Source organism: Runella defluvii (genome assembly GCF_014195535.1).
Lineage (GTDB): Bacteria > Bacteroidota > Bacteroidia > Cytophagales > Spirosomataceae > Runella > Runella defluvii.
This window is the reverse complement of sequence record NZ_JACIBY010000009.1, coordinates 37,114-60,231: the sequence shown is the minus strand read 5'-3', so window position 1 is coordinate 60,231 and position 23,118 is coordinate 37,114. Positions and strand designations below refer to the sequence as shown.

Annotated in this window: 24 protein-coding genes; 9 read left to right on the top strand and 15 right to left on the bottom strand. The window is 44.2% G+C overall.

What is annotated here, in order from left to right:
- Nucleotides 1–57: 57 nt before the first annotated feature.
- Nucleotides 58–855, top strand: a complete 798-nt coding sequence (locus FHS57_RS19805; protein ID WP_183976739.1) for a queuosine precursor transporter — start codon at nucleotides 58–60, stop codon at nucleotides 853–855.
- A gap of 96 nt (nucleotides 856–951) precedes the next feature.
- Nucleotides 952–2,376, top strand: coding sequence for an alanine/glycine:cation symporter family protein (locus FHS57_RS19800; protein ID WP_183976737.1), 1,425 nt, complete (start codon nucleotides 952–954; stop codon nucleotides 2,374–2,376).
- A 50-nt stretch (nucleotides 2,377–2,426) separates the two neighbouring features.
- Here the strand turns inward: FHS57_RS19800 and FHS57_RS19795 are convergent, their stop codons facing one another.
- Genes FHS57_RS19795 through FHS57_RS19775 form a run of 5 tightly spaced genes read right to left on the bottom strand, consistent with a single transcriptional unit; the run spans nucleotide 2,427 to nucleotide 6,054 of the window.
- Nucleotides 2,427–3,356 (bottom strand): bifunctional riboflavin kinase/FAD synthetase, encoded by a 930-nt coding sequence (locus FHS57_RS19795; RefSeq protein ID WP_183976735.1) that lies wholly within the window; start codon nucleotides 3,354–3,356, stop codon nucleotides 2,427–2,429.
- 22 nt (nucleotides 3,357–3,378) lie between these two features.
- Nucleotides 3,379–4,077: a tRNA pseudouridine(55) synthase TruB gene (gene truB, locus FHS57_RS19790; protein ID WP_028523005.1), complete on the bottom strand. Its 699-nt coding sequence runs from the start codon at nucleotides 4,075–4,077 to the stop codon at nucleotides 3,379–3,381.
- A 34-nt stretch (nucleotides 4,078–4,111) separates the two neighbouring features.
- Nucleotides 4,112–4,906 carry an undecaprenyl-diphosphate phosphatase gene (locus FHS57_RS19785; RefSeq protein WP_183976733.1) on the bottom strand — a complete coding sequence of 265 codons (795 nt, stop codon included), beginning with the start codon at nucleotides 4,904–4,906 and terminating at the stop codon, nucleotides 4,112–4,114.
- Nucleotides 4,907–4,941: 35 nt separating this feature from the next.
- Nucleotides 4,942–5,142 carry a DUF3098 domain-containing protein gene (locus FHS57_RS19780; protein ID WP_028523007.1) on the bottom strand — a complete coding sequence of 67 codons (201 nt, stop codon included), beginning with the start codon at nucleotides 5,140–5,142 and terminating at the stop codon, nucleotides 4,942–4,944.
- Nucleotides 5,143–5,172: 30 nt separating this feature from the next.
- Nucleotides 5,173–6,054 (bottom strand): cell division protein FtsX, encoded by an 882-nt coding sequence (locus FHS57_RS19775; protein WP_183976732.1) that lies wholly within the window; start codon nucleotides 6,052–6,054, stop codon nucleotides 5,173–5,175.
- Nucleotides 6,055–6,207: 153 nt separating this feature from the next.
- On the opposite strand from FHS57_RS19775, the gene FHS57_RS19770 reads away from it, so the two are divergent.
- Nucleotides 6,208–7,371: an aminotransferase class V-fold PLP-dependent enzyme gene (locus FHS57_RS19770; protein WP_183976730.1), complete on the top strand. Its 1,164-nt coding sequence runs from the start codon at nucleotides 6,208–6,210 to the stop codon at nucleotides 7,369–7,371.
- A gap of 128 nt (nucleotides 7,372–7,499) precedes the next feature.
- Here the strand turns inward: FHS57_RS19770 and FHS57_RS19765 are convergent, their stop codons facing one another.
- Nucleotides 7,500–8,387 carry a YicC/YloC family endoribonuclease gene (locus FHS57_RS19765; protein ID WP_183976728.1) on the bottom strand — a complete coding sequence of 296 codons (888 nt, stop codon included), beginning with the start codon at nucleotides 8,385–8,387 and terminating at the stop codon, nucleotides 7,500–7,502.
- Nucleotides 8,388–8,436: 49 nt separating this feature from the next.
- On the bottom strand, nucleotides 8,437–9,522 hold the full coding sequence (pdxA, locus tag FHS57_RS19760; protein ID WP_183976726.1) for a 4-hydroxythreonine-4-phosphate dehydrogenase PdxA: 1,086 nt from the start codon (nucleotides 9,520–9,522) through the stop codon (nucleotides 8,437–8,439).
- A 93-nt stretch (nucleotides 9,523–9,615) separates the two neighbouring features.
- Between pdxA and FHS57_RS19755 the strand changes: the two genes are divergently transcribed.
- Nucleotides 9,616–10,548, top strand: coding sequence for a 2-hydroxyacid dehydrogenase (locus tag FHS57_RS19755; protein WP_183976724.1), 933 nt, complete (start codon nucleotides 9,616–9,618; stop codon nucleotides 10,546–10,548).
- Nucleotides 10,549–10,592: 44 nt separating this feature from the next.
- Here the strand turns inward: FHS57_RS19755 and FHS57_RS19750 are convergent, their stop codons facing one another.
- From FHS57_RS19750 to FHS57_RS19735, 4 genes are all read right to left on the bottom strand, one after another.
- The gene (locus FHS57_RS19750) at nucleotides 10,593–10,961 is read right to left on the bottom strand and encodes a DUF1304 domain-containing protein (RefSeq protein WP_122930279.1); all 369 of its coding nucleotides are present in this window, start codon (nucleotides 10,959–10,961) and stop codon (nucleotides 10,593–10,595) included.
- A gap of 99 nt (nucleotides 10,962–11,060) precedes the next feature.
- Nucleotides 11,061–11,477, bottom strand: coding sequence for a DUF1801 domain-containing protein (locus FHS57_RS19745; RefSeq protein WP_183976722.1), 417 nt, complete (start codon nucleotides 11,475–11,477; stop codon nucleotides 11,061–11,063).
- Nucleotides 11,478–11,498: 21 nt separating this feature from the next.
- Nucleotides 11,499–12,644, bottom strand: a complete 1,146-nt coding sequence (locus FHS57_RS19740) for a hypothetical protein (protein ID WP_183976720.1) — start codon at nucleotides 12,642–12,644, stop codon at nucleotides 11,499–11,501.
- 116 nt (nucleotides 12,645–12,760) lie between these two features.
- Entirely contained in the window at nucleotides 12,761–14,047 is a 1,287-nt protein-coding gene (locus tag FHS57_RS19735; protein ID WP_374758002.1) for an asparagine synthetase B, read from the bottom strand.
- A 175-nt stretch (nucleotides 14,048–14,222) separates the two neighbouring features.
- On the opposite strand from FHS57_RS19735, the gene FHS57_RS19730 reads away from it, so the two are divergent.
- Complete coding sequence (locus tag FHS57_RS19730; RefSeq protein WP_183976718.1) at nucleotides 14,223–14,681, top strand: FKBP-type peptidyl-prolyl cis-trans isomerase; 459 nt, start codon at nucleotides 14,223–14,225, stop codon at nucleotides 14,679–14,681.
- 25 nt (nucleotides 14,682–14,706) lie between these two features.
- Here FHS57_RS19730 and FHS57_RS19725 read toward each other — a convergent pair whose 3' ends face one another.
- The 4 genes from FHS57_RS19725 to FHS57_RS19710 form a co-directional block, all read right to left on the bottom strand.
- On the bottom strand, nucleotides 14,707–14,976 hold the full coding sequence (locus tag FHS57_RS19725; protein ID WP_183976716.1) for an ACT domain-containing protein: 270 nt from the start codon (nucleotides 14,974–14,976) through the stop codon (nucleotides 14,707–14,709).
- 105 nt (nucleotides 14,977–15,081) lie between these two features.
- On the bottom strand, nucleotides 15,082–17,145 hold the full coding sequence (locus FHS57_RS19720) for a ComEC/Rec2 family competence protein (RefSeq protein ID WP_183976714.1): 2,064 nt from the start codon (nucleotides 17,143–17,145) through the stop codon (nucleotides 15,082–15,084).
- A 62-nt stretch (nucleotides 17,146–17,207) separates the two neighbouring features.
- Nucleotides 17,208–18,530: a M43 family zinc metalloprotease gene (locus tag FHS57_RS19715; RefSeq protein ID WP_183976712.1), complete on the bottom strand. Its 1,323-nt coding sequence runs from the start codon at nucleotides 18,528–18,530 to the stop codon at nucleotides 17,208–17,210.
- A gap of 26 nt (nucleotides 18,531–18,556) precedes the next feature.
- Nucleotides 18,557–19,510 (bottom strand): PhoH family protein, encoded by a 954-nt coding sequence (locus FHS57_RS19710; protein ID WP_028526951.1) that lies wholly within the window; start codon nucleotides 19,508–19,510, stop codon nucleotides 18,557–18,559.
- Between the two features lie 198 nt (nucleotides 19,511–19,708).
- Here FHS57_RS19710 and FHS57_RS19705 point away from each other — a divergent pair, with 198 nt between their 5' ends.
- Genes FHS57_RS19705 through FHS57_RS19690 form a run of 4 tightly spaced genes read left to right on the top strand, consistent with a single transcriptional unit; the run spans nucleotide 19,709 to nucleotide 23,098 of the window.
- Complete coding sequence (locus tag FHS57_RS19705) at nucleotides 19,709–21,046, top strand: vanadium-dependent haloperoxidase (protein WP_183976710.1); 1,338 nt, start codon at nucleotides 19,709–19,711, stop codon at nucleotides 21,044–21,046.
- A gap of 14 nt (nucleotides 21,047–21,060) precedes the next feature.
- Nucleotides 21,061–21,717, top strand: a complete 657-nt coding sequence (locus FHS57_RS19700; RefSeq protein ID WP_183976708.1) for an ABC transporter ATP-binding protein — start codon at nucleotides 21,061–21,063, stop codon at nucleotides 21,715–21,717.
- Nucleotides 21,717–22,850: a hypothetical protein gene (locus tag FHS57_RS19695; RefSeq protein ID WP_183976707.1), complete on the top strand. Its 1,134-nt coding sequence runs from the start codon at nucleotides 21,717–21,719 to the stop codon at nucleotides 22,848–22,850. Before FHS57_RS19700 ends, FHS57_RS19695 begins: the two co-directional genes overlap by 1 nt.
- Before the next feature lie 56 nt (nucleotides 22,851–22,906).
- Entirely contained in the window at nucleotides 22,907–23,098 is a 192-nt protein-coding gene (locus FHS57_RS19690; RefSeq protein ID WP_028526947.1) for a hypothetical protein, read from the top strand.
- Nucleotides 23,099–23,118 lie beyond the last annotated feature (20 nt).

Genomic DNA, 23,118 nt, shown 5'->3' with positions numbered 1-23,118 from the left:
CCATAACCAACAAACTCACAAAACTCACAAACTGTAAACCCAAAATTCGTTCTTGACATGCCCACTTCAAACACGTTCGAGCAGAAGAAACAGTTTTTATTCCTGTTTTTATGCGGATTATTTTTAACCAATGCACTCATTGCCGAGATTATTGGAGTAAAGATTTTTTCGGTAGAGACATTGTTGGGGGCGAACCCCGCTCAACTTGATATTTTTGGCACAAAACTCGATTTCAATATGTCGGCAGGGGTCGTGAACTGGCCCATCGTTTTTATTACGTCTGACATTATTAATGAGTATTTTGGAAAAAAAGGGGTGAGACGTATATCGTACCTTACGGCAGGATTTATTGCTTATATGTACATTGTGATTTATGCAACTACATCGCTTCCACCTGCTCAGTTTTGGTTAGAAGTAAATAGCCAAGATAGCCACGGAAACGCCATGAATATTGATGGCGCCTTTAATCAAATTTTCCGCCAAGGCTTAGGCATTATGTTGGGTTCTATCGTTGCGTTTCTTATCGGACAGGTGCTCGATGTTACGGTATTTTCGTGGTTACGGCGTCGTACGGGAGGAAAATACATTTGGCTACGGGCTACGGGTTCGACGCTTTTCTCGCAGCTGGTTGACAGCTTCGTCGTGATTTTTATTGCCTTCTACCTTTTTGGGAATTGGTCCGTGACCCAAATTCTTCAAGTAGGGACAATCAATTATATTTACAAAGGTTGTATAGCCCTCTTAACAACCCCCGTATTGTACGGTGCCCATTACTTAATTGACCAATATTTAGGCAAAGAAAATGCCCATCAACTGGCCAACGAAGCTGCTGCATCGAGTTTTACACCCATGTAAAATAGATTTAGTCAGTGAATAAAATGAAGGAATATATAGCGAAAAAGTGGTAACTTGGCCGAAAATCCCTATTTTATTCATAAGACAAAACTCTACATGGAATCCACAGTTACGTTCATTAACGACATTATTTGGAGTAATGCCCTCATCTTACTTTGTTTAGGTGCGGGCATTTATTTTTCGGTTACAACCCGTTTTTTGCAAGTTCGATACGTTCGAGAAATGGTAAAACTACTGTTTGGAGGAAAAACCTCTGACAAGGGAGTGAGTTCGTTTCAAGCCTTTGCGATCGCCATTTCAGGCAGAGTCGGGACTGGGAATATCGCAGGGGTGGCCACTGCCATCGCCATGGGAGGGCCAGGGGCAGTATTTTGGATGTGGGCCATCGCGTTTTTGGGCGCGTCTTCGGCGTTTATTGAAGCAACCTTGGGGCAAATTTACAAGCAGGTACAAGATGGGCAATACCGTGGAGGCCCTGCTTTTTACATCGAAAAAGGGCTCGGAATCCGTTGGTATGCCTTGCTGTTTGCGGGGGCTACGATTTTGAGTACAGCGTTGTTTTTGCCTGGTGTTCAGAGCAATAGCATTGCACTTAGTGCCAAAGCTGCTTTTGACATTCCTGTAGAAATAACGGGAGCGGCGGTGACAGCCCTGTTGGCACTGATTATTTTTGGGGGCGTAAAACGCATTGGCCAAGTGGCAGAAGTAGTGGTGCCATTTATGGCGGGTGCTTATATTCTGATGGCCTTGGTGGTTATTGCCCTTAACATCACCCAAGTACCAGCCGTACTTGGCTTAATCATTCGTTCGGCTTTCGACATCGAGCCAGCCTTTGCAGGAATTTTTGGCATGGCCGTTTCGTGGGGGGTAAAACGTGGTATTTACTCCAATGAAGCAGGCCAAGGAACGGCTCCGCACGCTGCTGCTGCTGCCGAAACCAGCCACCCAGTAAAACAAGGATTGGTGCAGGCTTTTTCAGTATATGTTGATACGTTGTTTGTCTGTACGGCTACTGCCTTGATGATTCTTTTTACGGGACAGTACAACGTCGTCAATCCAGCAGGAGGGTTTATTGTCGAAAATGTACCTGGCCTTGCCATTGGTTCAGAGTTTACCCAAGCGGCTATCAACACGCATTTTCCGTCGTTAGGTAGTGGTTTTGTGGCCATTGCGCTGCTCTTTTTTGCCTTTACGACCATCATGGCGTATTACTACATTGCTGAAACAAACCTGAGCTATCTTTTATCAAATAGTAACAACAAGTGGTTAGTACAAGCGCTACGGGTGATGATCATGGCCGCTACTTTTTACGGTTCTATCAAAACGGCGGCGTTAGCTTGGACAATCGGAGATATTGGGGTAGGAATGATGGCTTGGTTGAATATTATCGCCATTTTCTTGCTACGAAAACCAGCATTTAAGGCATTTAAAGATTACGAAGAACAACGTAAAGCAGGGCTTGATCCTGTATTCCACCCTAAGAAGTTGGGCATCGAAAATACCGACGAATGGGAAGGATAGAAAGGTACTGATGAAAAGGTGGTTGTGGATTGATTCCAAACCACCTTTTTTTAGGCTTCTAACAGAGCTAAAGCAGCCGTACAGTCGTCGTCGATGGCTTTTTTGAGTGCTTCAAGACCATCAAACTTTAACTCAGGACGAATAAACGCAACGTTTTCAACGGTCATTTTTTCTCCGTAAATATTCTCCTGAAAATCAAAAATATATACTTCTTGGGTTCGGCCGATACCGTTGACTGTAGGGCGAAAACCTATACTCATGACGCCCTTGAGCCATTGCCCACGCACATGCACACGAACGGCATAAACGCCATCAGCGGGAATGAGTTTGTAGGATTCAAGCACCTGTACATTGGCTGTTGGATAACCAATGGTTCGCCCCAGTTGGCGACCTTTGACAATCACGCCCGTAAAAGTATAGATGCGCCCGAGCAGTTCATTGGCTACTGAAGTTTTTCCTTCAACCAATGATTGCCGAATTTTGGTGGAACTTACCGTCAAATGGTCAATTTCTTGGCGTGGAATTTCTTCAATTTCAAAGCCAAATCGGTGGGCATTTTTTTGTAAATACTCGAAACTCCCTTCTCGATTTTTTCCAAAATGATGGTCATAGCCAATGACCAATTTTTTGGTGCCGATGGTATCAATCAAAATTTGTTGAATAAACTCATCGGACGTTAGCTCGCTAAATTCGCGGGTGAAAGGAACGACTACGAGGTGCTGAACGCCATTTTGACGAAGCAATTCAATCTTTTCGTCAATTGTGGAAAGCAACCGAAGATTTTGGCTGTCGTTAGAAACCACCATGCGAGGATGGGGCCAAAAGGTAATCACCACCGTTTCGCCACCCGAGGCTTGGGCAGCTTCACGAAGGCGACTCAGGATTTTTTGGTGCCCCAAATGAACACCGTCAAACGTCCCGCTGGTCACAACGGCGTTACTCAACGGACGAAAATCTGCTATATCGTGGTAAACTTGCATTAACTACGTCTTAACTGAACTGTTATGATGAAAGACCTAATTCGGCTCTTTTTCGAGCAACGTATCCTTCAATCTCTTCTGCATCTTTTAACCAAAATTTGCCGATTCGGGTTCGGCATAATTCGCTCATGTAGGCGCCCGATTCGACCAATATCCCCACATCCCGCACCAAACTGCGGATGTACGTGCCTTTAGAACACACAACTCGGAAGTATATCTCAGGAAAATGAGAGTCATCAATCTCAAAAAGTGACACAGTAACCGTACGGGGTTTTATTTCCACGGCTTCGCCTCGGCGTGCTTTTTTGTAGAGGCGTTCGCCCCCAATTTTTACGGCCGAATAAATGGGCGGAAACTGCTCAATGGTACCTGTAAGCTGCTGAACCGCTTTCATTAAGGCTTCATGCGTAATATGGTCAGTGGGGTATTCGGCATCAAAAGCCGTTTCAAGGTCAATCGAGGGGGTAGTTTTTCCAAGTACCATTTTACCCGTGTACTCTTTTTCCGCTCCTTGGTACGAGTCGATTTCCTTGGTTTTTTTGCCCGTACAAAGAATCAACAAACCTGTGGCGAGGGGGTCGAGGGTACCTGCATGGCCAATTTTTTTGACCTGACACGATTTTTTGATTTTGTTGACGGCATCGAATGATGTCCACGTCAGGGGCTTATTTAATAAGATTACCTCTCCTTCTTCGGGAGAGGTTGGCGTAATGTCTGTCATGTACGAAATAAAAGGTGCAAATCGCAACCTGTGTTTAAACTATTTGTAAGTTATATCCTGCCAAAAGCAACGCAAGGATAATGCCGCCTACAATAATGCGGTACCAACCAAACAAACGGAAGCCGTATTTGGTCAGAAAATCAATAAAGAATTTGATGGCCAACATGGCGACAATAAACGCCACTACGTTTCCGATGGCCAAAAGTTTGATTTGTTCTTCATTGAGGACGAAGCCCAATTTATAATAATCGTACGCCTTTTTGGCGGTTGCGGCAAACATGGTAGGAACGGCCAAAAAAAACGAAAATTCGGCGGCGGCTTTGCGAGAGAGGCGTTGCGACATCCCACCTACAATGGTTGCTCCCGAACGAGAAACGCCAGGAACCATGGCGATACATTGGAAAAATCCAATTTTAAGTGCTGTGAGGTAGTCAACTTCGTCGGTATCAACAATATAAGCTTTGGTAAACCATTTGTCAACAAACAAAAGAATGATACCGCCAACAAGTAGCGAAATGGCTACTCCGAGCGGACTTTCGAGCAGGGCGTCGATGGCATCGCTGAATAAAACACCAAAAATGGCACTTGGAATGAAGGCAATGAACAGTTTGATGTAGAAGTCAATGCTTTTAAAAAAACGCTTGAAATACAAAACTACAACCGACAAAATAGCACCTAGTTGAATAGCCACTGTGAAAAATTTCACAAAAGGATCCGAAGCAATCCCCATAAAAGAGGAGCCTAAAATCATGTGGCCAGTGGATGAAATAGGTAAATATTCGGTGATGCCCTCAATGATGGCTAAAATAAGTACGTGAAGAAGGTTCATCTACTAAATTGTAATTGGGACAAGATAAAAGCCGATTAGGGCTTACGTAAAATGGCAAAAAACTCAACAATAAAACCAGACACGACCACGAGTGGGCCTACGGTAAGTCCAAGTGTTCCAAAACCAAATTCGGCAGAGTCCATACTCATCAGGACAAAACCACCGAGTACAAGGACGATGCCCACGATCATGAGCGTAAGGTTATTTTTTCCAAAAGGTAATGCGTTCTTTTTCATGTTATGTTATTTAAAATCAAATGTGGTAGTTTAGTATAAATCATCTAAAGCCATGCGCAAATAACGGGCCAAGGCTTGAAAAGTACTTGCAATTCCAATCAGCGCTCCCAAAATGATAACTCCAGCGAGCAAAAAGCTAAGTTTGTCATATTCTTGAAGAAGATGAAGTCCTTCGATTTGGTGAAGGGCAAGTTGCTGAAGTGCTACGATTAAACCTGCGGCAATCAACCCGCTGATGAGTCCTTGAACAGCCCCATTTTTCAAAAACGGACGCTGAATAAAGCCGTTTGTAGCACCGACCAATTGCATACTCCGTATCAAAAATCGCTGCGAATAGAGCGCCAAGCGAATGGTGTTATTCATGAGCAAGATGATGATAACGAGCATGATAACGGCAAACGTGGCCAGAATCAAATAAATTTTGGTGAGGTTTTTGTTGATTTGGTCTGCCAAATTTTCTTGGTAAACGACCTCAAAAACGCCATCATTTTTTTCAAGTTCGGCCTTGATTTGTTTGAGCTTGGTATCTTCAAAATAATCTTCTTGCAAACGTACACGGTAACTGTCGTGCAGCGGATTGTCGCCTAGCAACGTAGAAAAATCTTCTTTGGTGTCGGCGATAAATTCCTTGGCAGCCTCGTCTTTGGAGAAAAAAGTAACTTGTGGTTTGCCGTCTATCGAAAGCACAAATGGACGAGCAACGATACCTTTATATACCTTCGTTACTTGATTTGAATCCAAACCTTTGTCGAGCATTACCCTTACTTCGATGTTTTGTTTGATAATGGAAATGAGCTTTTTGGACTGCATTACCAATAACCCGCAAAAACCAATCAAAAACAACGCCGCCGTCAAACTGGCGATGATCATTGCGTTTGGATAGCTACCGACTTTTTTCTTTTTTAAAGGCATACGTAATGACAGTACGGTTTGTGTTTATTGAACGGAACGTCGCAAAAATAGCTATTTATTTCGATAACGAACCAAGGAAGAAAGCGAGTGAGGCTTTTTTAAAGAATTTTAACCAAATTTTGGTTTAATTTGACAAAACCATTTTGAACCTAGATGTTACCTTCACTTCAATTCAACTTACCGTCCGACGTTCACTTCATCAACTGCGCCACTCGTGGGCCTTTTTCTAAAGCGGTAGAACAAGCAGGCATCAACGCTATTTCCACTTTTACGCCATCCATTCATCAAATTCGACCTGATGATTTTTTTGAAGGTGTGTGGGGAGTTAGAGCACTTTTTTCCCAACTTGTTAATGCCCAAGATCGCGAACGGATTGCCATCATTCCGTCGGTTTCGTATGGCATGGGAATCGTCGCCCGAAACCTACATCGGAAGAAAGGGCTGCGGGCTGGTCAACACATTTTACTTGTGGGAGACGAATTTCCGAGCGATGTCTATCCTTGGCAACGCGTCTGCGAGGAGTTGGGACTGGTCATCAAAACAATTCCAATGCCCGATGCTGAGAAGGTGGGGCAAGTTTGGAACGAACAAATTTTGGCAACAATTTCTGAACAAACAGCCTTGGTCATTGTGCCACACGTGCATTGGCAGTACGGAATAAAGTTTGATTTGGTCTCCATTTCCCAAAAAGCAAAATCGTTTGGGGCACTTTTGGCGATTGACGCCACGCAATCGTTGGGTGCGTTGGCTTTTGATGTGCAAGCCGTCAAACCAGATGCCCTGATTGCGGTAGCTTACAAATGGCTGATGGGGCCTTATTCGATGGGATTGGCGTATTTTGGTGAATTTTTTGACGATGGTGTGCCTCTGGAAGAAACGTGGATGGCCCGAAAGCAGAGCAATTTATTCAACCAACTGACGGATTACCAAGACGAGTATCGACCCAAGGCGTTTCGTTATAATGTGGGAGAACATTCTCACTTCATCCAGATGCCGATGCTGGAAGTGGCCCTTCGAGAAAAATTGGAATGGACAACTGAGCGCATTCAAGCGCACTGCCAATCACTTTGGAAGGGGGCATCGCCTGCGTTGGAGGAATTGGGGGTATTGTTTGAACCCGAAGCCGAGCGAGCGCACCATTTAATGGGACTGCGATTGCCTGCGGGAATTGACGTAATGAAAGTGCAACAGGCATTAGCTTCCCGAAAAGTGATTGTAGCCGCCCGTGGACAAGGTATTCGGGTTTCGCCTCATTTGTATAATACGGAGGAAGACATGGCTGCGTTGGTATCGGCGCTTCGCAGTGCTTTGAGATAGTATCGTACCTTCCCGAAAGTTTCAGACTTTCGGGAAGGTGAAAGAATAATAAAAAGACCCTCCAAGTTTTTAAAACAAAAGACCTTCCAAGTTTTAAAAACTTGGAAGGTCTAGCAAGTGGTTGGCAACTAGATAATATTTGCCGTTTGCTCCTTGATTTTTTCTAATTCATCTTTCATCTGAACCACCACGTGCTGAATGGAAGAATCGTTGGCTTTGGAACCAATCGTATTGATTTCACGACCAATTTCTTGGGCAATGAAGTTTAATTTCTTGCCGTTGCTTTCGCGGCTTTCCATGGTTTCGATGAAGTAGGAAAGGTGGTTTTTGAGGCGTACTTTCTCTTCCGAAATGTCGAATTTTTCGATAAAATAGACCAATTCCTGCTCAAAACGGTTTTCGTCAAATGCTTCGTCTTGAATCAAATCACGGACATTTTTACGTAACCTTTCCCGAACCGAAGGAATGCGCGTTTTGTCAAGCTCTTCTACTTCTAAAAGCGAGTCAGCGATTTTTTGAATGGAAGTCCGAAACACTTTTGCCAAGGCACGTCCTTCCTGTTGGCGAAATTCGTTGCATTTTTTAAGTGCTTCGAGCGCTGCTTGTTGAATTTGAATACTTTCAGCGGCTTGCTGGTCTTCGGTAGGGGCGTCCGCCAAATAGACATTGGGCATTTGAAGCGCCATCCGCAATACCTCCGTAGGCGTGGGGGCAAAGCCAAGTTCTTCGGCCGTTTGGTGCAAATCTTTAAAATAAGCTTTTACCAATGCTCGGTTGACAACTGTTCCCGCGCTGTTGTCGCCAATGGGAGTAACTGTCATGGTGAACTCCACCTTACCGCGTTCCAACGACTGCGTAATGAGGTTGCGGATTTCAATTTCACGCTCCGAATAATTTCTTGGAATACGGCAAAATATATCCAAAAACTTAGAATTCAATGATTTGACTTCGGCAGTGACCGAAAGCGTATCAGATTCGATGGTGGCTTTCCCAAAGCCCGTCATTGATTTGAGCATCTTACAATTATTTAAAAATTTGGCAATGTGCTAATTTAAAAACAGCGCACTATTTCTCCTCCTGCGAAGTCATCTTCTCCACAACGGGGTTTTTCTTCAACGCGTTTTTTTCTAGTTCGGCCTGTTCTTTGCGTTGACGGACGACATCAATCGCCGTAAAAATCGCCTGCCGCATGGATGTTTCGTCGGCTATGTTTTTACCCGCAATATCGTAAGCCGTACCGTGGTCGGGCGAGGTACGAACGATGGGCAAACCTGCCGTAAAATTGACCCCATCATTGAACGCAATCGTTTTGAAAGGCGTCAAACCTTGGTCGTGATACATGGCCAACACGGCATCATACTTGCGATACGACTGAGCCGCAAAAAAGCCATCGGCAGGATAGGGGCCGTAAACCAACTGGCCTTTGGCGCGCATTTCTTTGATGAGCGGCTCGATAATTTCGTTTTCTTCGCTTCCAAGCAAGCCGCCCTCGCCAGCGTGGGGATTGAGCCCAAGCACTGCAATGCGTGGTTTGCGGATGCCAAAATCGACCCGCAGCGACTTTAACATGGCCTGCAATCGCACCATGATTTTTTCTTTGGTAATATTCTCGGCGATTTTGCCCAGGGGAATGTGGCCAGTAACAACGCCCACCCGCAAAATATCACTCACCATAAACATCAACGGCTCTTTTACGCCAAACGCTTCGGCAAGGTACTCGGTATGCCCAGGGAAGTTAAATTCGTCGTTTTGGATGTTATTTTTGTTGATAGGTGCCGTAACAATCGCGTCAAGGTGGCCTTCTTTCAGGTCTTCAACGGCGCGTTTTAGCGATTCATAGGCCCCTTTGCCCGCTTCGGGAGTTACTTTTCCAGGCTGAATATCCTCTTGTGGGTCTTGCCAACACGTAATTACGTTGGTCATTTTGGGGTTAATCACGTCGATTTTTTGCGCCCCAAATAGGTTCCAATCCTTCATTTCGAGTTGGTTACGATAACGATTCAAGATGCGCATCGAACCATATACGACAGGCGTACAAATACGATTAAGTTGGTTGCCATGTAATACTTTAAGAATGACTTCGGGGCCAATACCATTGTAGTCTCCTAACGTAATTCCAATGACTGGTTTATCAGAAAGTAATTCACTCATGATTCAAAATAATAAATGAGATTTGTGCAATGTGCCGCAATTTACGAATAAAGCGCACTATTTTTGTAACCAGACTCACGCTGACATTTTGATATGACGATTTTAATTGCCGACGACATTCATCCTTCCCTCTTCGATATGCTCACTACGCTTGGCGTATCCTATTGTTATGAACCTACTTTCAAACGTGCCGACATTCTCGAAAACCTTGCCAAATACGAAGGGTTAGTCATTAGAAGTAAAACATACATCGACGAAGAAATTTTAGAAAAAGCACCAAAATTGCGTTTTATCGCAAGGGCAGGGGCGGGGCTTGACCTGATTGATTTGGAGGCCGCCGCACGGCGGAATATTCAGGTGTTTGCGGCCAACGAAGGCAATCGCGATGCCGTGGCCGAACACGCATTGGGCATGTTATTGGGGTTGTTTGCCAACATTGCCAAAGCTGACCGCGAGGTGCGACAGGGAACATGGGACCGAGAAGGAAACCGTGGGATTGAACTGATGGGCAAGACCGTAGGTTTGATTGGTTTTGGGTTTAACGGCAGTGCTACTGCCCAGCGATTAAGCGGCTTTGGCTGCCGTGTGTTGGCCTACGATAAGTATTTGACCAACTACGGAAATGCTCATGCGGAAGAAGCAACCCTCAATGAGATTAAGAACCAAGCCGACGTAATTAGCTTTCACGTACCGCTGACGGAAGAAACCAGGCATTGGGTAAACGACGCGTTTGTGGCAGAAGTAGCTCGTCCATTCTTTTTGATGAATGTGGCACGGGGCGAAATCGTGGATACTGAGGCCGTTGTAAGAGGTTTGGAGAGCGGAAAAATTCGCGGAGTTTGTTTGGACGTGCTAGAAAATGAAAAATTAAAAACACTTACGCCAGCACAACAAGCAGTTTTTGATTATTTACGGGCTTCCAATCGTGTCATTCTTACGCCGCACGTGGCAGGTTGGACACAAGAAAGTTACGTAAAAATCAATGAAGCTTTGATGAAGCAAATTCGGAGTCTGGTTAAGGCTTGATTAACAAAGCCGAATTAAATGAGGCTAACAATTAACTTGCCTGTTTAGCGTGACCAAAGTACCAGCCCAAGGGCGATAAGTGCGGGTAAACCTTGCACAAACCATATTTTTTTGCTGGCACTGAAGGCACCATAGGCTCCTGCTACAATGACGCACGAGAGGAAGAAAATAGCGATTTTGCTACTCCATTCGGGTTCTGAAACGGTCAAACTCCATAAAAGTCCTGCGGCTAAAAAGCCATTGTAAAGCCCCTGATTGGCCGCCAGTGTTTTGGTAGGTTTAAACAGTTCGTCTGGCAATGAACCTTTGAACGTCTTTTTGCCGAGGGTTTCCCACGCAAACATTTCAAGATACAAGATGTAAAGGTGCTCTACTGCAACGAGGACGATGGCGATTGTGGCAAGAATTTGCATGAATGAATTGTTTTTGCTTCTCACAAAGCAAAGTATTTAGGGCGTTTTTGATTTAATTCGTTGATTTTGACCTGATAACGGCTAACGGTGCCTAAGCACTTAATTGTAAAGTTGCTGGGTGTGTTCGATTTGTTTGATAATTAATTCTTCCAACACATCCAGATTGACTTCGCTGAGCCTTTTGATATAAATGCAGCCTTTTTCGGTTTTATACTTACCAAGCTGAGATAAAAGCTCTTCTCGTTGGTCAAATGACGTAGATAAATAAACGGTAAGCGCCGCCGCTCGTGGAGAAAAAGCCACCAAAGGTGCTTCCCCTTCTCGCCCACTTTCGTATTTGTAATGGTAACTACCAAAACCAACAATGCTTGGCCCCCAAAGTTTGGCGGGTGAGCCCGTAATTGACTCGAACAGTTCGACCAACTTGAAGCTATCAGCGCGTTTGGTCTCGTCTTTGACGGCGTTTAAAAAGTCGCTGACACTGGCGTTGGTTTCGGTAGTTTTATTTTTTGACATGATGCTGAATGGTAAAAAGCATTACTCAATTTTAAATCGGGTACTTGGTTTGGTATCTTCGGTGATGGTTGCAATAAGCTTGCCACTTTTGGTAACAATCGTCACCCCAGGTTTTACATATACACTACTAATGAATTTGCTTCCAATTCGTTGTAGCGAATTACTCATTCCTTTAACGGTGAAATAAACATCTTCCGAAGTTAAGTTTTGTAATTCAATTTTAAACGTTTTTTCGGTAGTTTTTGCTGGTTTTTCTTTATTTGTGCTCGTGCTGGTATTGCTTCCGCCGTTGTTACTGGTGCGCGGCGTGCTTGCACCCTCCAGCTCTCTTAAAGCTTCTTTTTGACCATCAATCTGTAAATCGTATCGTTTTTGAAACGCCTTTTGATGGGTAACGAGTAGGTCATACAATTGCTCATCGGTCAGGCTTTTGGCTTTACTTTCTTTGTCTTTGGTATATAAGACTGCCACGGGGTCAAGTTTCTCTCGGGCAACGTCGTCGGGAGTTCGTCCACCTTTGGGAATGTAATAGAGTCCACTGCCATTGGTCATCAGCAAAATGCCAGGCTCAATAAGTACAATGTGCATGACCGAGCAATCGCGGAGTGTCTCTTTGGTGTCTTTGACAACTTTACCGTCTTCTACCTGCGTGTGTTTGGCATAAAATCCATAATAGGCTCCTTTACTGAGTGTTGCGTCAAAACGAGGTTGTTTAATGGCCGCACTGACTTTCAAATTTAAGTCGGCAGGGAAGTCATCTCTCCCTAATACTAGACTTGAAACGCCCTCCGCCTCGTAACTTGGCGTGAGTTTTAACTTTACGGCGTTGGTTTGTTTTTCAAAACTTACCAAAAACTTTCCGATAGCTTTGTCGAGGTTGTTGGTTTCACTGCCACACACAAACAATTCCCGTGTATAATAAATACCGCCAAGTCCGTAAGAATCTTTGGCAATGGTTTTTTCTTCTAGTATAGTTTTAGCGGCATCAGCTTGTTGTTTTTCGTATAATGCCTTGGTTGGACGGGACGACGAGCTGCCATTTAGTCCTTCGGTAGCGGCTTGCGCTTTTTCTTTGATTTTCTGCAAAAACTTTTGCGCAAAAAGGGCTTGGCTGGTAAGTAGTCCTGCTGCAAATACAACCGAGGTAATGAGGGGGGATTTTTTCATTGGCGTACGTTTTTTGAACAAAACTACACGCCTTTGATGCGAAGGTTTGCCTAACTCTACCAATGGTTAAGCAAAGGTTTTGAAATGTCGTTTTGGGTTTATGAACCGTGTGAATGTTAGGTTTTGCGTTTTTTCTTTTTTGCCGACGGAAACAAAACATTATTAAGAATGAGCCGATATCCAGGCGAATGCGGGTGGAGGTTGAGGTCGGTCGGCATTCGATGAAAACCGCGTTGTCCTTCGGGGTCATGGCCACCGTAAAAAGTCCACTGCCCGCGTCCTAACTCACCATAAATATAACGATCCGACGATTTGCTTTGACCCATGACCAAAGCACTAGATTTGACTGTTTTTTTGTTGAAAGCAGTGGTTTGCCCAAAAAACTCACGGATAAGGTTTTCGTGATTTTGAACCAACATAGAAGGAATAACATCCCATTTGGCCGAAAAGTCAAACAACGAAAAATAGTTAGTGGTTTCGTCGCCCCAGCCTTGTCCTGAAGAAGAGTTGATGCTCGAAAACGACATTCCACCACCTCGGTAATCGTCGTCATTGTTGAGTTCGAGGACAAAATTTTCAAAGGCTATCGTTTTGCCAAAATCAAGCTTGGATTGGGCTTTAGGATCTACGCCGTCTCCGTCAAAAATAGAAGGAACAATATCAATCCCTTCGGCTGCGAGGGCGACATCCAATGACTCTGCTCCTGAACACATGGCAAACAAATACCCACCGCCCGCGCAAAAACCTTTGATGCTTCGGGCGACGTCGAGCTTGAGCTGTGACACTTTTTTGTAACCGTATTTTTTGGCAATATTTTCTTGGGCTTGCACATCGGCAACGGTCATACGGCGGCGGTTTCGGCCAAATTGCCCCGTAAAATCTTCATGGTGAAGGTGCAGCCAGTCGTATTTGGCCAAGTCGCCTTTTAAGATTTCTTCGTCATAGACGATTTCAAACGGAATTTCTGCGTACTTCAACACCAGTAAAACGGCATCCGTATCTTCAAAGGATGAAGTGCTGACTTTGATGGGGCTATACACCACAATTCGGGCAGCCTTGTGAAGTTTAACAGCATCCATGTTGACATCAGGGTGAGCAATTTGGGCTAAAATAGCTTTTACATTGGCATCTGAAATGACCTCATACGACACCCCACGCAGCCGACACTCACGCTCAAGGGCGCTTGAATAGTTCATCATAAAACTTCCGCCACGGTAGTTGAGCAACCAATCCACTTCGCGGTCGGCTTTCAGTTCCCAATATGCCACCCCGTAGGCTTTGAGGTGATTGGTTTGCTTATCGTCCATGGTAATTAGGATAGAATTCGCCAAGGACGTTGTGCAACTGACAATAAAAAACAACACAATTCTGAAAAGATGCGCTTTGGTAAGAACAGCATTCATAAGTTGAAAAGTCAAAGAGTGGGTGGAATCAGTAAGCAAAACAAAATTAGCAGAAAGTTTCAGATTGTCAAGGAGTTGTCCGTATTTGTTGGGAGGCTTTTTTAGCGTTTTGGTCAAATATGCAAATTGCGCCAATATCTTGCGTAATTTTGTCGCTCACTTTTTACATGTATCTATGAAAGCTTTATTTCGTTTGGTTGGATTCTTGGCGGTTTTTGCCTTGGTAGTAAGTTGTAACCGAGAAGATTTATCGGGAACTGAAGAGCAACAAATTGAGAATTACATCAAAAATAACAACTTGGTAGTCACGGAAAAGACGGCTACGGGACTGCGCTATATTTTAACCAAGGCCAATGCTACGGGGGCAAGTATTAAATCAGGGCAATCGGTAACTGTCAAATACACGGGAAAACTACTCACCGACCGTACGTTTGATGCGGGCACGTTTAGCTTTTATTTAGGAGCTGGTCAGGTGATTGAGGGTTTTGATGAAGGCATTGCGAAAATGAAAGTTGGTGAAAAAGCAACGCTTATTTTTCCTTCTTCGTTGGGATATGGCTCAAGAGGAGCGGGGGCAGATATTCCTGGAAATTCTCCACTTTTGTTTGAAATCGAAGTAGTTTCTGCCAAATAAACCTGAAAAGTGGAGGCAAATAGCCTTACTTATGAGGGCTTGCCTCCACTTTTTTGACGCGGACCAGCCCTGTAATCGCCTTGAGCCGAACCAAGAGACTTTCAAGTCGTTCGAGCTGGTCTAGTTTAATTTTGAGAAATCCTTGCGAGCGCACGCCGTCAGCTTCAAATCGTACGCTAACAATGTGACCATAGGCGGAGACAAATCTCGTCACCTCTTCTACAAAACCGACACGGTCAAATCCTAATATTTCAAGTTGAGTAAGGGTAAAATTGGGTGTAATAGCTGGTTTCATGTCGTTGAAAATAATTTAGAATAATATCTATTGATTAACTATGCAAATATAAGCCCTTATTTTCTTTCAAGCCAAACTTTCAGGGGACTAATTTTGGCAAAAGCCTTAAATTTTACGGATATAAGCGCCTTTTTGATACGTAAAATACCAAGAATGAAGGCTGGAAGGTGACTTTTGGGCAAGAGATTTGAGGTAATAAGAGGAAACTGAACTGTCGAAAATGAGGGGAACTTGGTCAAAGTAAGCATTTTTCTGAATGCTTTTGATGGCTCCCTTTCGTACGATGATTGAAGAGGTAAAATGAGCGGGCAGTGTAGAAATTGGCCGTTCGGCAATGATTAATTCCTGACCTTTCCACACAATAAGTTTTCCAAAAGGAAGGGGGCGGACCATTCCTGAATTGGTGGCTTTGTCCAACGAAATGTTGGTGATTTCGCGTATCCCGTGGAGGTCATAGAAGTTTTTAAGATAAAATGAAAAAGGCTGTTGATTGGAAGCAAAAAACGATGAATCAGCCACGAGAATAGCACGTGTGCCTTCAATGAAGCTGACGACCGTTTGTTTGGGTATGTCGTGTACAATAAAGAGCTTTTGGGTGTTGTTTTTGTACAAATGAATGCCTTGTAGCACAAAGAGAATGGCACTCATTGCCAAGGCCACCTTTACCAAAAAAACTTCTTTTTGATACCAACAATAAGCAAGTATCCCAATGATAGCATAGACAATCGCTACTTCCAATTTACCAAAAGTAATACCAGTGAGGGTCGCGCTTGGAAGCTGTTCAATCCAAACCACGGATTGGTTGAGCAACCACGTAATTCCTGTTAAAACCCAACCGATTACGGATCCAACAAAGGGTACAGCGGAGAGCGCCAACGCAACCAACGCAACGGGAATCATGGCGGTAGAGAGCGCTACAACGAGGGGATTCGCCACCAAAAAATAGGTGGGAAATTGATGAAAATAATAAACTGACAGGGGAAAGGTGGCCAACTGAGCGGCAAGTGCGACTGCGGTGATTGCCCAAAGTTTGTCTAAAAAACAATCCTTGGCTGCCACCCATTGATAAATCGTTGGCTGCCAAAAAATAATTCCCGCAAGCGCAGCATAAGATAGTTGAAAACTGACCGAAAGGAGAAGGAAAGGGTCGTAGGCCAGTAAAATCAAGGCAGAACCGTAAAGCGCATTTTCCCCGTTTGGTTTTTTACCGAGTGGCTCGGCCAAAAGAAACAAACTGAACATTAATGCCGAACGAACAACAGGTGCTGAGAGTCCAGTAAGGATGGCATAGAACCAAAGAATCCCAAAAGTTAGCGCCACATACAGCCAACGTCCTCGGCGGTGGGCTTTGAGTTTTTGGAGTAAAAAGGCAATAATCGCCACAAATACACCAATATGAAAGCCAGATACCGAAAGCACATGAACGGCGCCCGCCGCCGAATAGGCTTGTACAAGTTCGGAGTCCATATCGTCGCGCAGTCCCAAAATCATGGCTTTCGCTACGGCATATTCACGCTCGATAGGGACGAGTTTTTTCAGGGCGTCGTCGCTCCATTGACTTAACTGATAAGGCCAACGGGTGTACCATTGTGCAAAATTGTTACCAGTTGTCGCAAAATCGGTGCGGCGTAAATAATGTTGGAAGTGAATCTGTTTATGCGCCAAAAATTGCTTAAAATCAAATTGATTTGGATTTAAAGGAGGTGCTACTTGCTGCGGTGCGCCAAGCACAACTAACTCCGCACCGTAAGCAGGGCGTGGGGTTGACTTATCAATATATACCTGAATTTTTCCTGTCGCTGCTCGCCAATGATGGTTTAATTTAACGTGGGTTATCTCCAAAACGGCGCGGTGCGTTTTTCCTCGCGTTTCGGGAAACGTGATTACTTGTCCGCGATAAGCTTGGATACTATCCAGACGAAAATGTACAAGGTGGGTAGGGGCGAGGGATTCGTTTTTTAAGGTGGTTGCCAGCACGCCCAAATAGACAAATACCCCAAAAGTGGTAGCGCCGAGTAGGTAACGATTGTGTGACCGAGCCAAGCCAATAAACCAAAGAATGCCTAATGATGTCCCCAAAGCCCATAGCATAGGCGTTGGCAGTGGCCAGTGTTGTGGAACTAATATACCGATAACAAAAGCAATGGTGACGCGCAAAAGTGGATTCATGGTTGTTGGCGTTGGGTTTTAAAACAAAAATGTCAGGTTGGGAGCAACCTGACATTTTTTTATCATCGAATTACAACAAGGCGTTGGGTGACGGTCTCATCTTTGGTTTTGACCCGTATTAAATAAGTTCCTGGTGGTATATCTACCGTGGAAATGGGGACATCCCAGCTCGGATAGTTTTCAAATGCTTTTTGGTGCAAGAGCTGGCCACTTAGCGTGAACAACTCAACCGTAAACGTACTAAACTCCTTTAAAGTAACCCTCACATACGTAACGTCAACGTTTTGGGCAGGATTAGGGGCAATCTCAATGGCGAGGTTGTTGCCAAAGGGGAGTTGCGAGCACCAATACTTGACCAAACTGTTTCGTCGGGTTGATTTTTCAATCACGGCCATCATTCGTTCGGTCTGATTTTTGGTGAAAACATTCATGCAAGAATCAGGTGAATAGTCCATGTAGTTTTCGGTCATGTTTTGGGTACGAACACCCGAACAAAAAGAAAACACGGGGCCGCAATTGGTAGATTGATTGCCGCTTTCACAACGAGGGGTGTCGTCACAATAATCATTGCCACAATTGTCGTCCCCCCACGTATGAATTAATCCCAGCCAGTGACCTACTTCGTGGGTGGTAGTACGTCCCAAATTATACAGACGACTGGTGACAGTTGCGCCAATGCCAAAAACGCGGTAATCAATAAAGACTCCGTCGGTACGAACTTGTAGTTCTGTACTGTTATCGAGGCCATTGACGCCCGTAACAGACGGGAATTGGGCAATTCCGAGGTAATTATTGGCAAACCGAGTCACCCAAATGTTTAAATAGCGATCAGTGGGCCATTCTTTTTGTTGGGTGGTGATGTCGGCCAAAAGTTGGTCATCATTAAAAACGTCAAAATTTGTTTTTTGAGCATAATAATGACGCGTTATTCCGTTGGTTGATTTGCCATCGGGGTCGATATTGGCCAAATAAAATTCGATGCCTGTATCTGCTCCAACGGCATTGGTGTTAAAGCCCCGCGTACCAGCTTTGCGGCGGTAGTCTTCGTTGAGTATTCTGATTTGTTCTTTGATTTGCTCGTCCGAAATATTGCCATTTCCTGCGCCCCCAATCGCCCCTGTAGCCGTTGAATGCACAACATGCACTACCACAGGAATCCGAATGGTTGAACAAATGGCTCCTAAACGGGCCGCCCGCTTTGGCAATCGCAAAAAAGTCTGAACAGAATCTTCGAGCATTTGGCGTTTTAGTTTCCAATAAGGATACCGTTTGGCCAGTACCGAATCGTACTGAACTGCTGAGCAACGTTGCGCACTTGCCTCAAAAATACCTAAACTAAACCACAAAAAGGCGCAACAGGCAACCCACCGTACACTTTGAATCATAGTTGTCAATGCAAACGAGAAAACAATTATTTTTCTTTCTTTTCGTACGCATCCAAAATGTCTTTCACCAAACGGTGGCGAATGACATCGCGTCCGTCCAACTCTACAAAAGCAATATCTTTGACGTGGCGGAGGGTTTCAAGGGCATCCCGTAAACCAGATTGTTGGTTTTTAGGAAGGTCCACTTGCGTTTTATCCCCCGTAATGATGACTTTTGAGCTAGGGCCCATCCGTGTCAAAAACATTTTCATTTGCGAAGGAGTCGTATTTTGGGCTTCATCCAAAAGAATGAAGGCATTATTGAGCGTACGCCCCCGCATGTAGGCTAACGGGGCAATCTCAATGATATTGTTTTCCAAATAGAACTTCAGCTTCTCGCTTTGAATCATGTCTTCCAAGGCATCATAAATAGGCCGCAAATAAGGGTCTATTTTTTCTTTGAGGTCACCTGGGAGAAACCCAAGATTTTCTCCAGCTTCTACCGCAGGACGAGTAATGATGAGTTTTTTGACTTTTTTTTCTTTCAGGGCCTGAACAGCAAGGGCCACGGCGGTATAGGTTTTTCCTGTACCTGCTGGGCCAACGGCAAACATCAAATCGTGTTGGGCTGCTTTTTCCACCATCAGTTGCTGGTTGGCAGTTTTGGCCCGTACCACAATCCCACGCGTTCCATACACAATCACATCTTTCTCGTCTTGAAGAACGTGGGGGGGGGCAATGGAGCCACCATTAGCAGTAAGATAATGACGTACGTTTTCGTGGGTAATTTTGCCGTACTTTTGGTAGTGCTGAATCAATGACTCAAGAATATCACTAATGCGAAGGATTTCGGGGGGAGTGCCCATCACCCTAATTTCGTTGCCGCGCGAAATGATTTTACTCATCGGAAAGGCGGCGGCTACTTCTCTAATGTGGTTGTTTTCAACGCCCAAAAAGTCTAAGAGCGACACATTTTCTAAGGAAATTACTTTTTCGACCAAATGCTTTAAAGAGTTTAAGTTTGTGGAAAAATAGCGCTATTCTTTTAAAATTACAAAAAACAAACATTAAAAGCCCGTGGGATGGTTCTCGACGAGGGAAAATAACTGATGGAAATCAATTTTTTGATGGTGTGGTTTTTTACATTTGCATTTTCTTAGGATATTTTTTACTTCAATTGTTTTTCAAATTTGAAACTTATGCTGAAAAAGAAACTTCTTTTTGTGTTGGTCGCTGGTATTTCTTTTTGGATGGTTTCGTGCAAGCCCAAAGCTAAACCAGAAGAGTATAATGCCAAAGCAGCTGATCCTGAATTATACCATAAATCGGTGGAATTGTTGACTGAGGTAATTATCCATGACATCTTCAAACCACCCGTTGCAAGTCGAATTTATGCGTATTCAAACTTGGCAGGCTATGAGGCCATGGTACCAGGCTTCCCTGCCTACGAATCGTTGGGTGGTAAATTAAACGGCTTTAAGACGCCCCTACAGCCAGAAGCAGGCAAAGAATATTGCTTTCCTTTGGCCAGCACCCGTGCTTTTTTGAAAGTAGCGAGAACCCTGACTTTTTCGGCTAGTTTTTTTGATGAGTACGAAAAAACGTTCTACAAAAAATACGAAGATATGGGCGTCCCATCAGACGTAATTGAGCGTTCGATGGCTTACGGCGACAGTGTGGCTGCGCACGTGATCAAGTACTCAACGGGTGACAAGTACAAACAGACCCGTGGGGTTCGTTTTACGGTAACAAATGAGCCAGGCACTTGGGTGCCAACTCCACCAGCTTATGCCGATGCGTGTGAACCAGAATGGCACAAAATCCGCTCATTGTCATTGGATTCGGCACGCCAATTTTCGCCTCCGCCGCCTCCCATGTGGACTAAAAACAAGAACTCTAAGTTTTGGGACGAAACGCGTGAGGTGTATGAAGTAGGCAAAAACTTGACGGAAGAACAAAAGCGTACGGCTTGGTTTTGGGATGACAACCCGTTTGTGATGAATGTAGTTGGGCACGTGATGTTTGCCAATAAAAAAATGACGCCTGGTGGGCATTGGTTGGCCATTCATTCAACGGTGAGCCGTAACCAAAAAGCCCCGTTTGATCGAAGTGTTGAAGGATATACCCTGACGTCTATCGCATTATTAGACGGATTTATCGGTTGTTGGGAAGAAAAATACCGTAGCCGTAAAGTACGTCCAGAAACGGTGATCAACTCAGACATTGATCCAAAATGGCAACCGTTTTTGCAAACCCCACCTTTCCCCGAATATACCAGTGGACACAGTACAATTTCGGCCGCTTCTGCGGAAGTATTGACGTTTGTACACGGTGATAATATCGCATTTACAGATTCGACTGAACACAAACATGGACACGGCGTAATGTCCTTTAAGTCGTTTAGAGAAGCAGCACTAAGTGTGAATGTCAGTCGCCTGTATGGAGGTATTCACTACCGTTCGGGTTGTGATGAAGGCAATAAAGCAGGAACTAAAATTGGCCAACACGTATTAAGCATTGCTAAAACAAGAAAATAAGTTGTAAAGAAGGTATGCTTCAAATTACCAATCTACACAAATCTTACGGAGGGCATCTGGTACTTCAGGTGCCCTCTCTCTTTTTAAAAGAAGGAATCCATTGGTTTAAAGGGGCGAATGGGTCGGGGAAAACGACATTTTTTAGGACGTTGGCGGGTATGTTGCCTTTTGAGGGTGAAATTAAAATGGGTACGTGGGATATTCGTAAAAATCCCATTGACTACCGATTGCACATCAATTATGGCGAAGCAGAACCTGATTATCCTGAGTTTTTGACCGCCAATGATTTGATTCAATTTGTGGCAAAGGCTAAAAAAGCGTCCCAAAAACAAGTGGATGAATTGATTGAGCTGCTTGGGATTGAGCCATTTTTGTACCAACCATCAGGAACGTATTCAAGCGGAATGCTTAAAAAGACATCGTTGGCAGTTGCGTTTTTGGGGCAACCCAAAGTGATTATTTTGGATGAACCATTGATTACGATTGATGATGCAACCGTCCAAAAGGTGTATGAACTTGTGCAAAGGTACCATGCCCAAGGTGTGACTTTTTTACTTTCTTCGCACCAAGATTTTCGATTTGAAGCCCTTCCTATCAAGCAATTGTTTGAAGTAAAAGACAAAAAAATCACGGAACTGCCGCCTCCTCGGGGCGAAAATGACCGCCACTGATGTTATCCGTACTCCACATTCTCCGCAAAACCCTCGTTACCGAATATTACCGACTCAATACTGGCTTTCTCTTCTTAGTTGCCATGTTTGCTTTCGGTATATTACGCCCCGAAGACCACATCGCTCTTGCCTCTTATGTGTTTGCATCCCCATTTTTGCTGGCGTTAATGGGCGTTGTATTTGCCTTGTATCACTTCAAAACAGTCTTTTTTGTACGACAAAGGCTCTTGTGGGATTCCCACAGTTTTCTTTATAACTTATTGTTGATTGCCAAGCCTTACCGTTGGGCGGCTTGGTTGTACGTACAATGGATGCTTTGGTTGCCTGTGGCGCTGTACGTGATTTTTGTGGGGTATTATGGCTGGTGGACTGGGCAACGATTGTCAGTTATTGCAACGATGATTTACCTCCTATTGGTGCCTGTAACGGGGGTTGCTGCCTACGAATATCGCCTACAACGGCCTAACCCTGATACCCGTTTGAGTATAGTTACTACGTACTTAAACCGACGATTTAACAAGCCTCAGTGGTCGTATTTTATTCTGTATTTGTTTTCCGAAAACCCCGTTTTATTGTTTCTGACGAAAGGCTTTTCCTGTTTTGTTGTCGTGGGAATTTGCAAAATTTACCCCACCGACAGCTACGATGAGCGCTTGTTCTCGTTGGGAGCGCTGACGATTGGGATGGTTCATTCGGTGCTGATGTTACACCTCTACGAATTTGAACATTTACAGTTGCCTTTGTTGCGAAATATGCCAATGAAAATGGGACAACGCCTACAGCAATACGGACTGCTTTTTGTCCTCATGATGTTGCCAGAAATTGTTTTTCTCGTTCGCTACATGCCAGTTGGACTGAATTGGGGGTATATTTGGGAATGGTCGCTGCTAGTGATTGGGATGCTGTTTTTGCTTTTTGGGCGATTTTTACAAAAGCATTATGTGATGGATACGTTGCTTCGCCAAGGGTTCTACGCCTTTTTTATAGGATTTTTCTTGATAATGTTCAAAGTCCCGACCTTGATACTGGCTTTGGGAAGTTGGGGGATAGGGCTTTGGCTATGCCACCGATTTTATTACACCTCCGAATATATTATTCATCAAGAAGGGCTTAAAATCCGACCCGAAGAGTAGGATAATTTTTTGTATAAATTGGTAGTTTTGCAACCTATATAAAACCTCGCGCTCACATGAAACGTACGTTTGGAAGTATTTTAACGGGAATTGGCGTTATTTTTATTCTTTTTGCCTGCATCGCCTTTATGTCAGACAAGGCGGTGATAGGCTTCACCCTTACAAAATGGGAAACTATTGTTCCTTTTTTGGTTGGTGTGCTCTTTTTATTAGTTGGGGTAAATTTATTGGGCAAAGTTGCTGATTAATTGCTTCTCTACAACAGGTA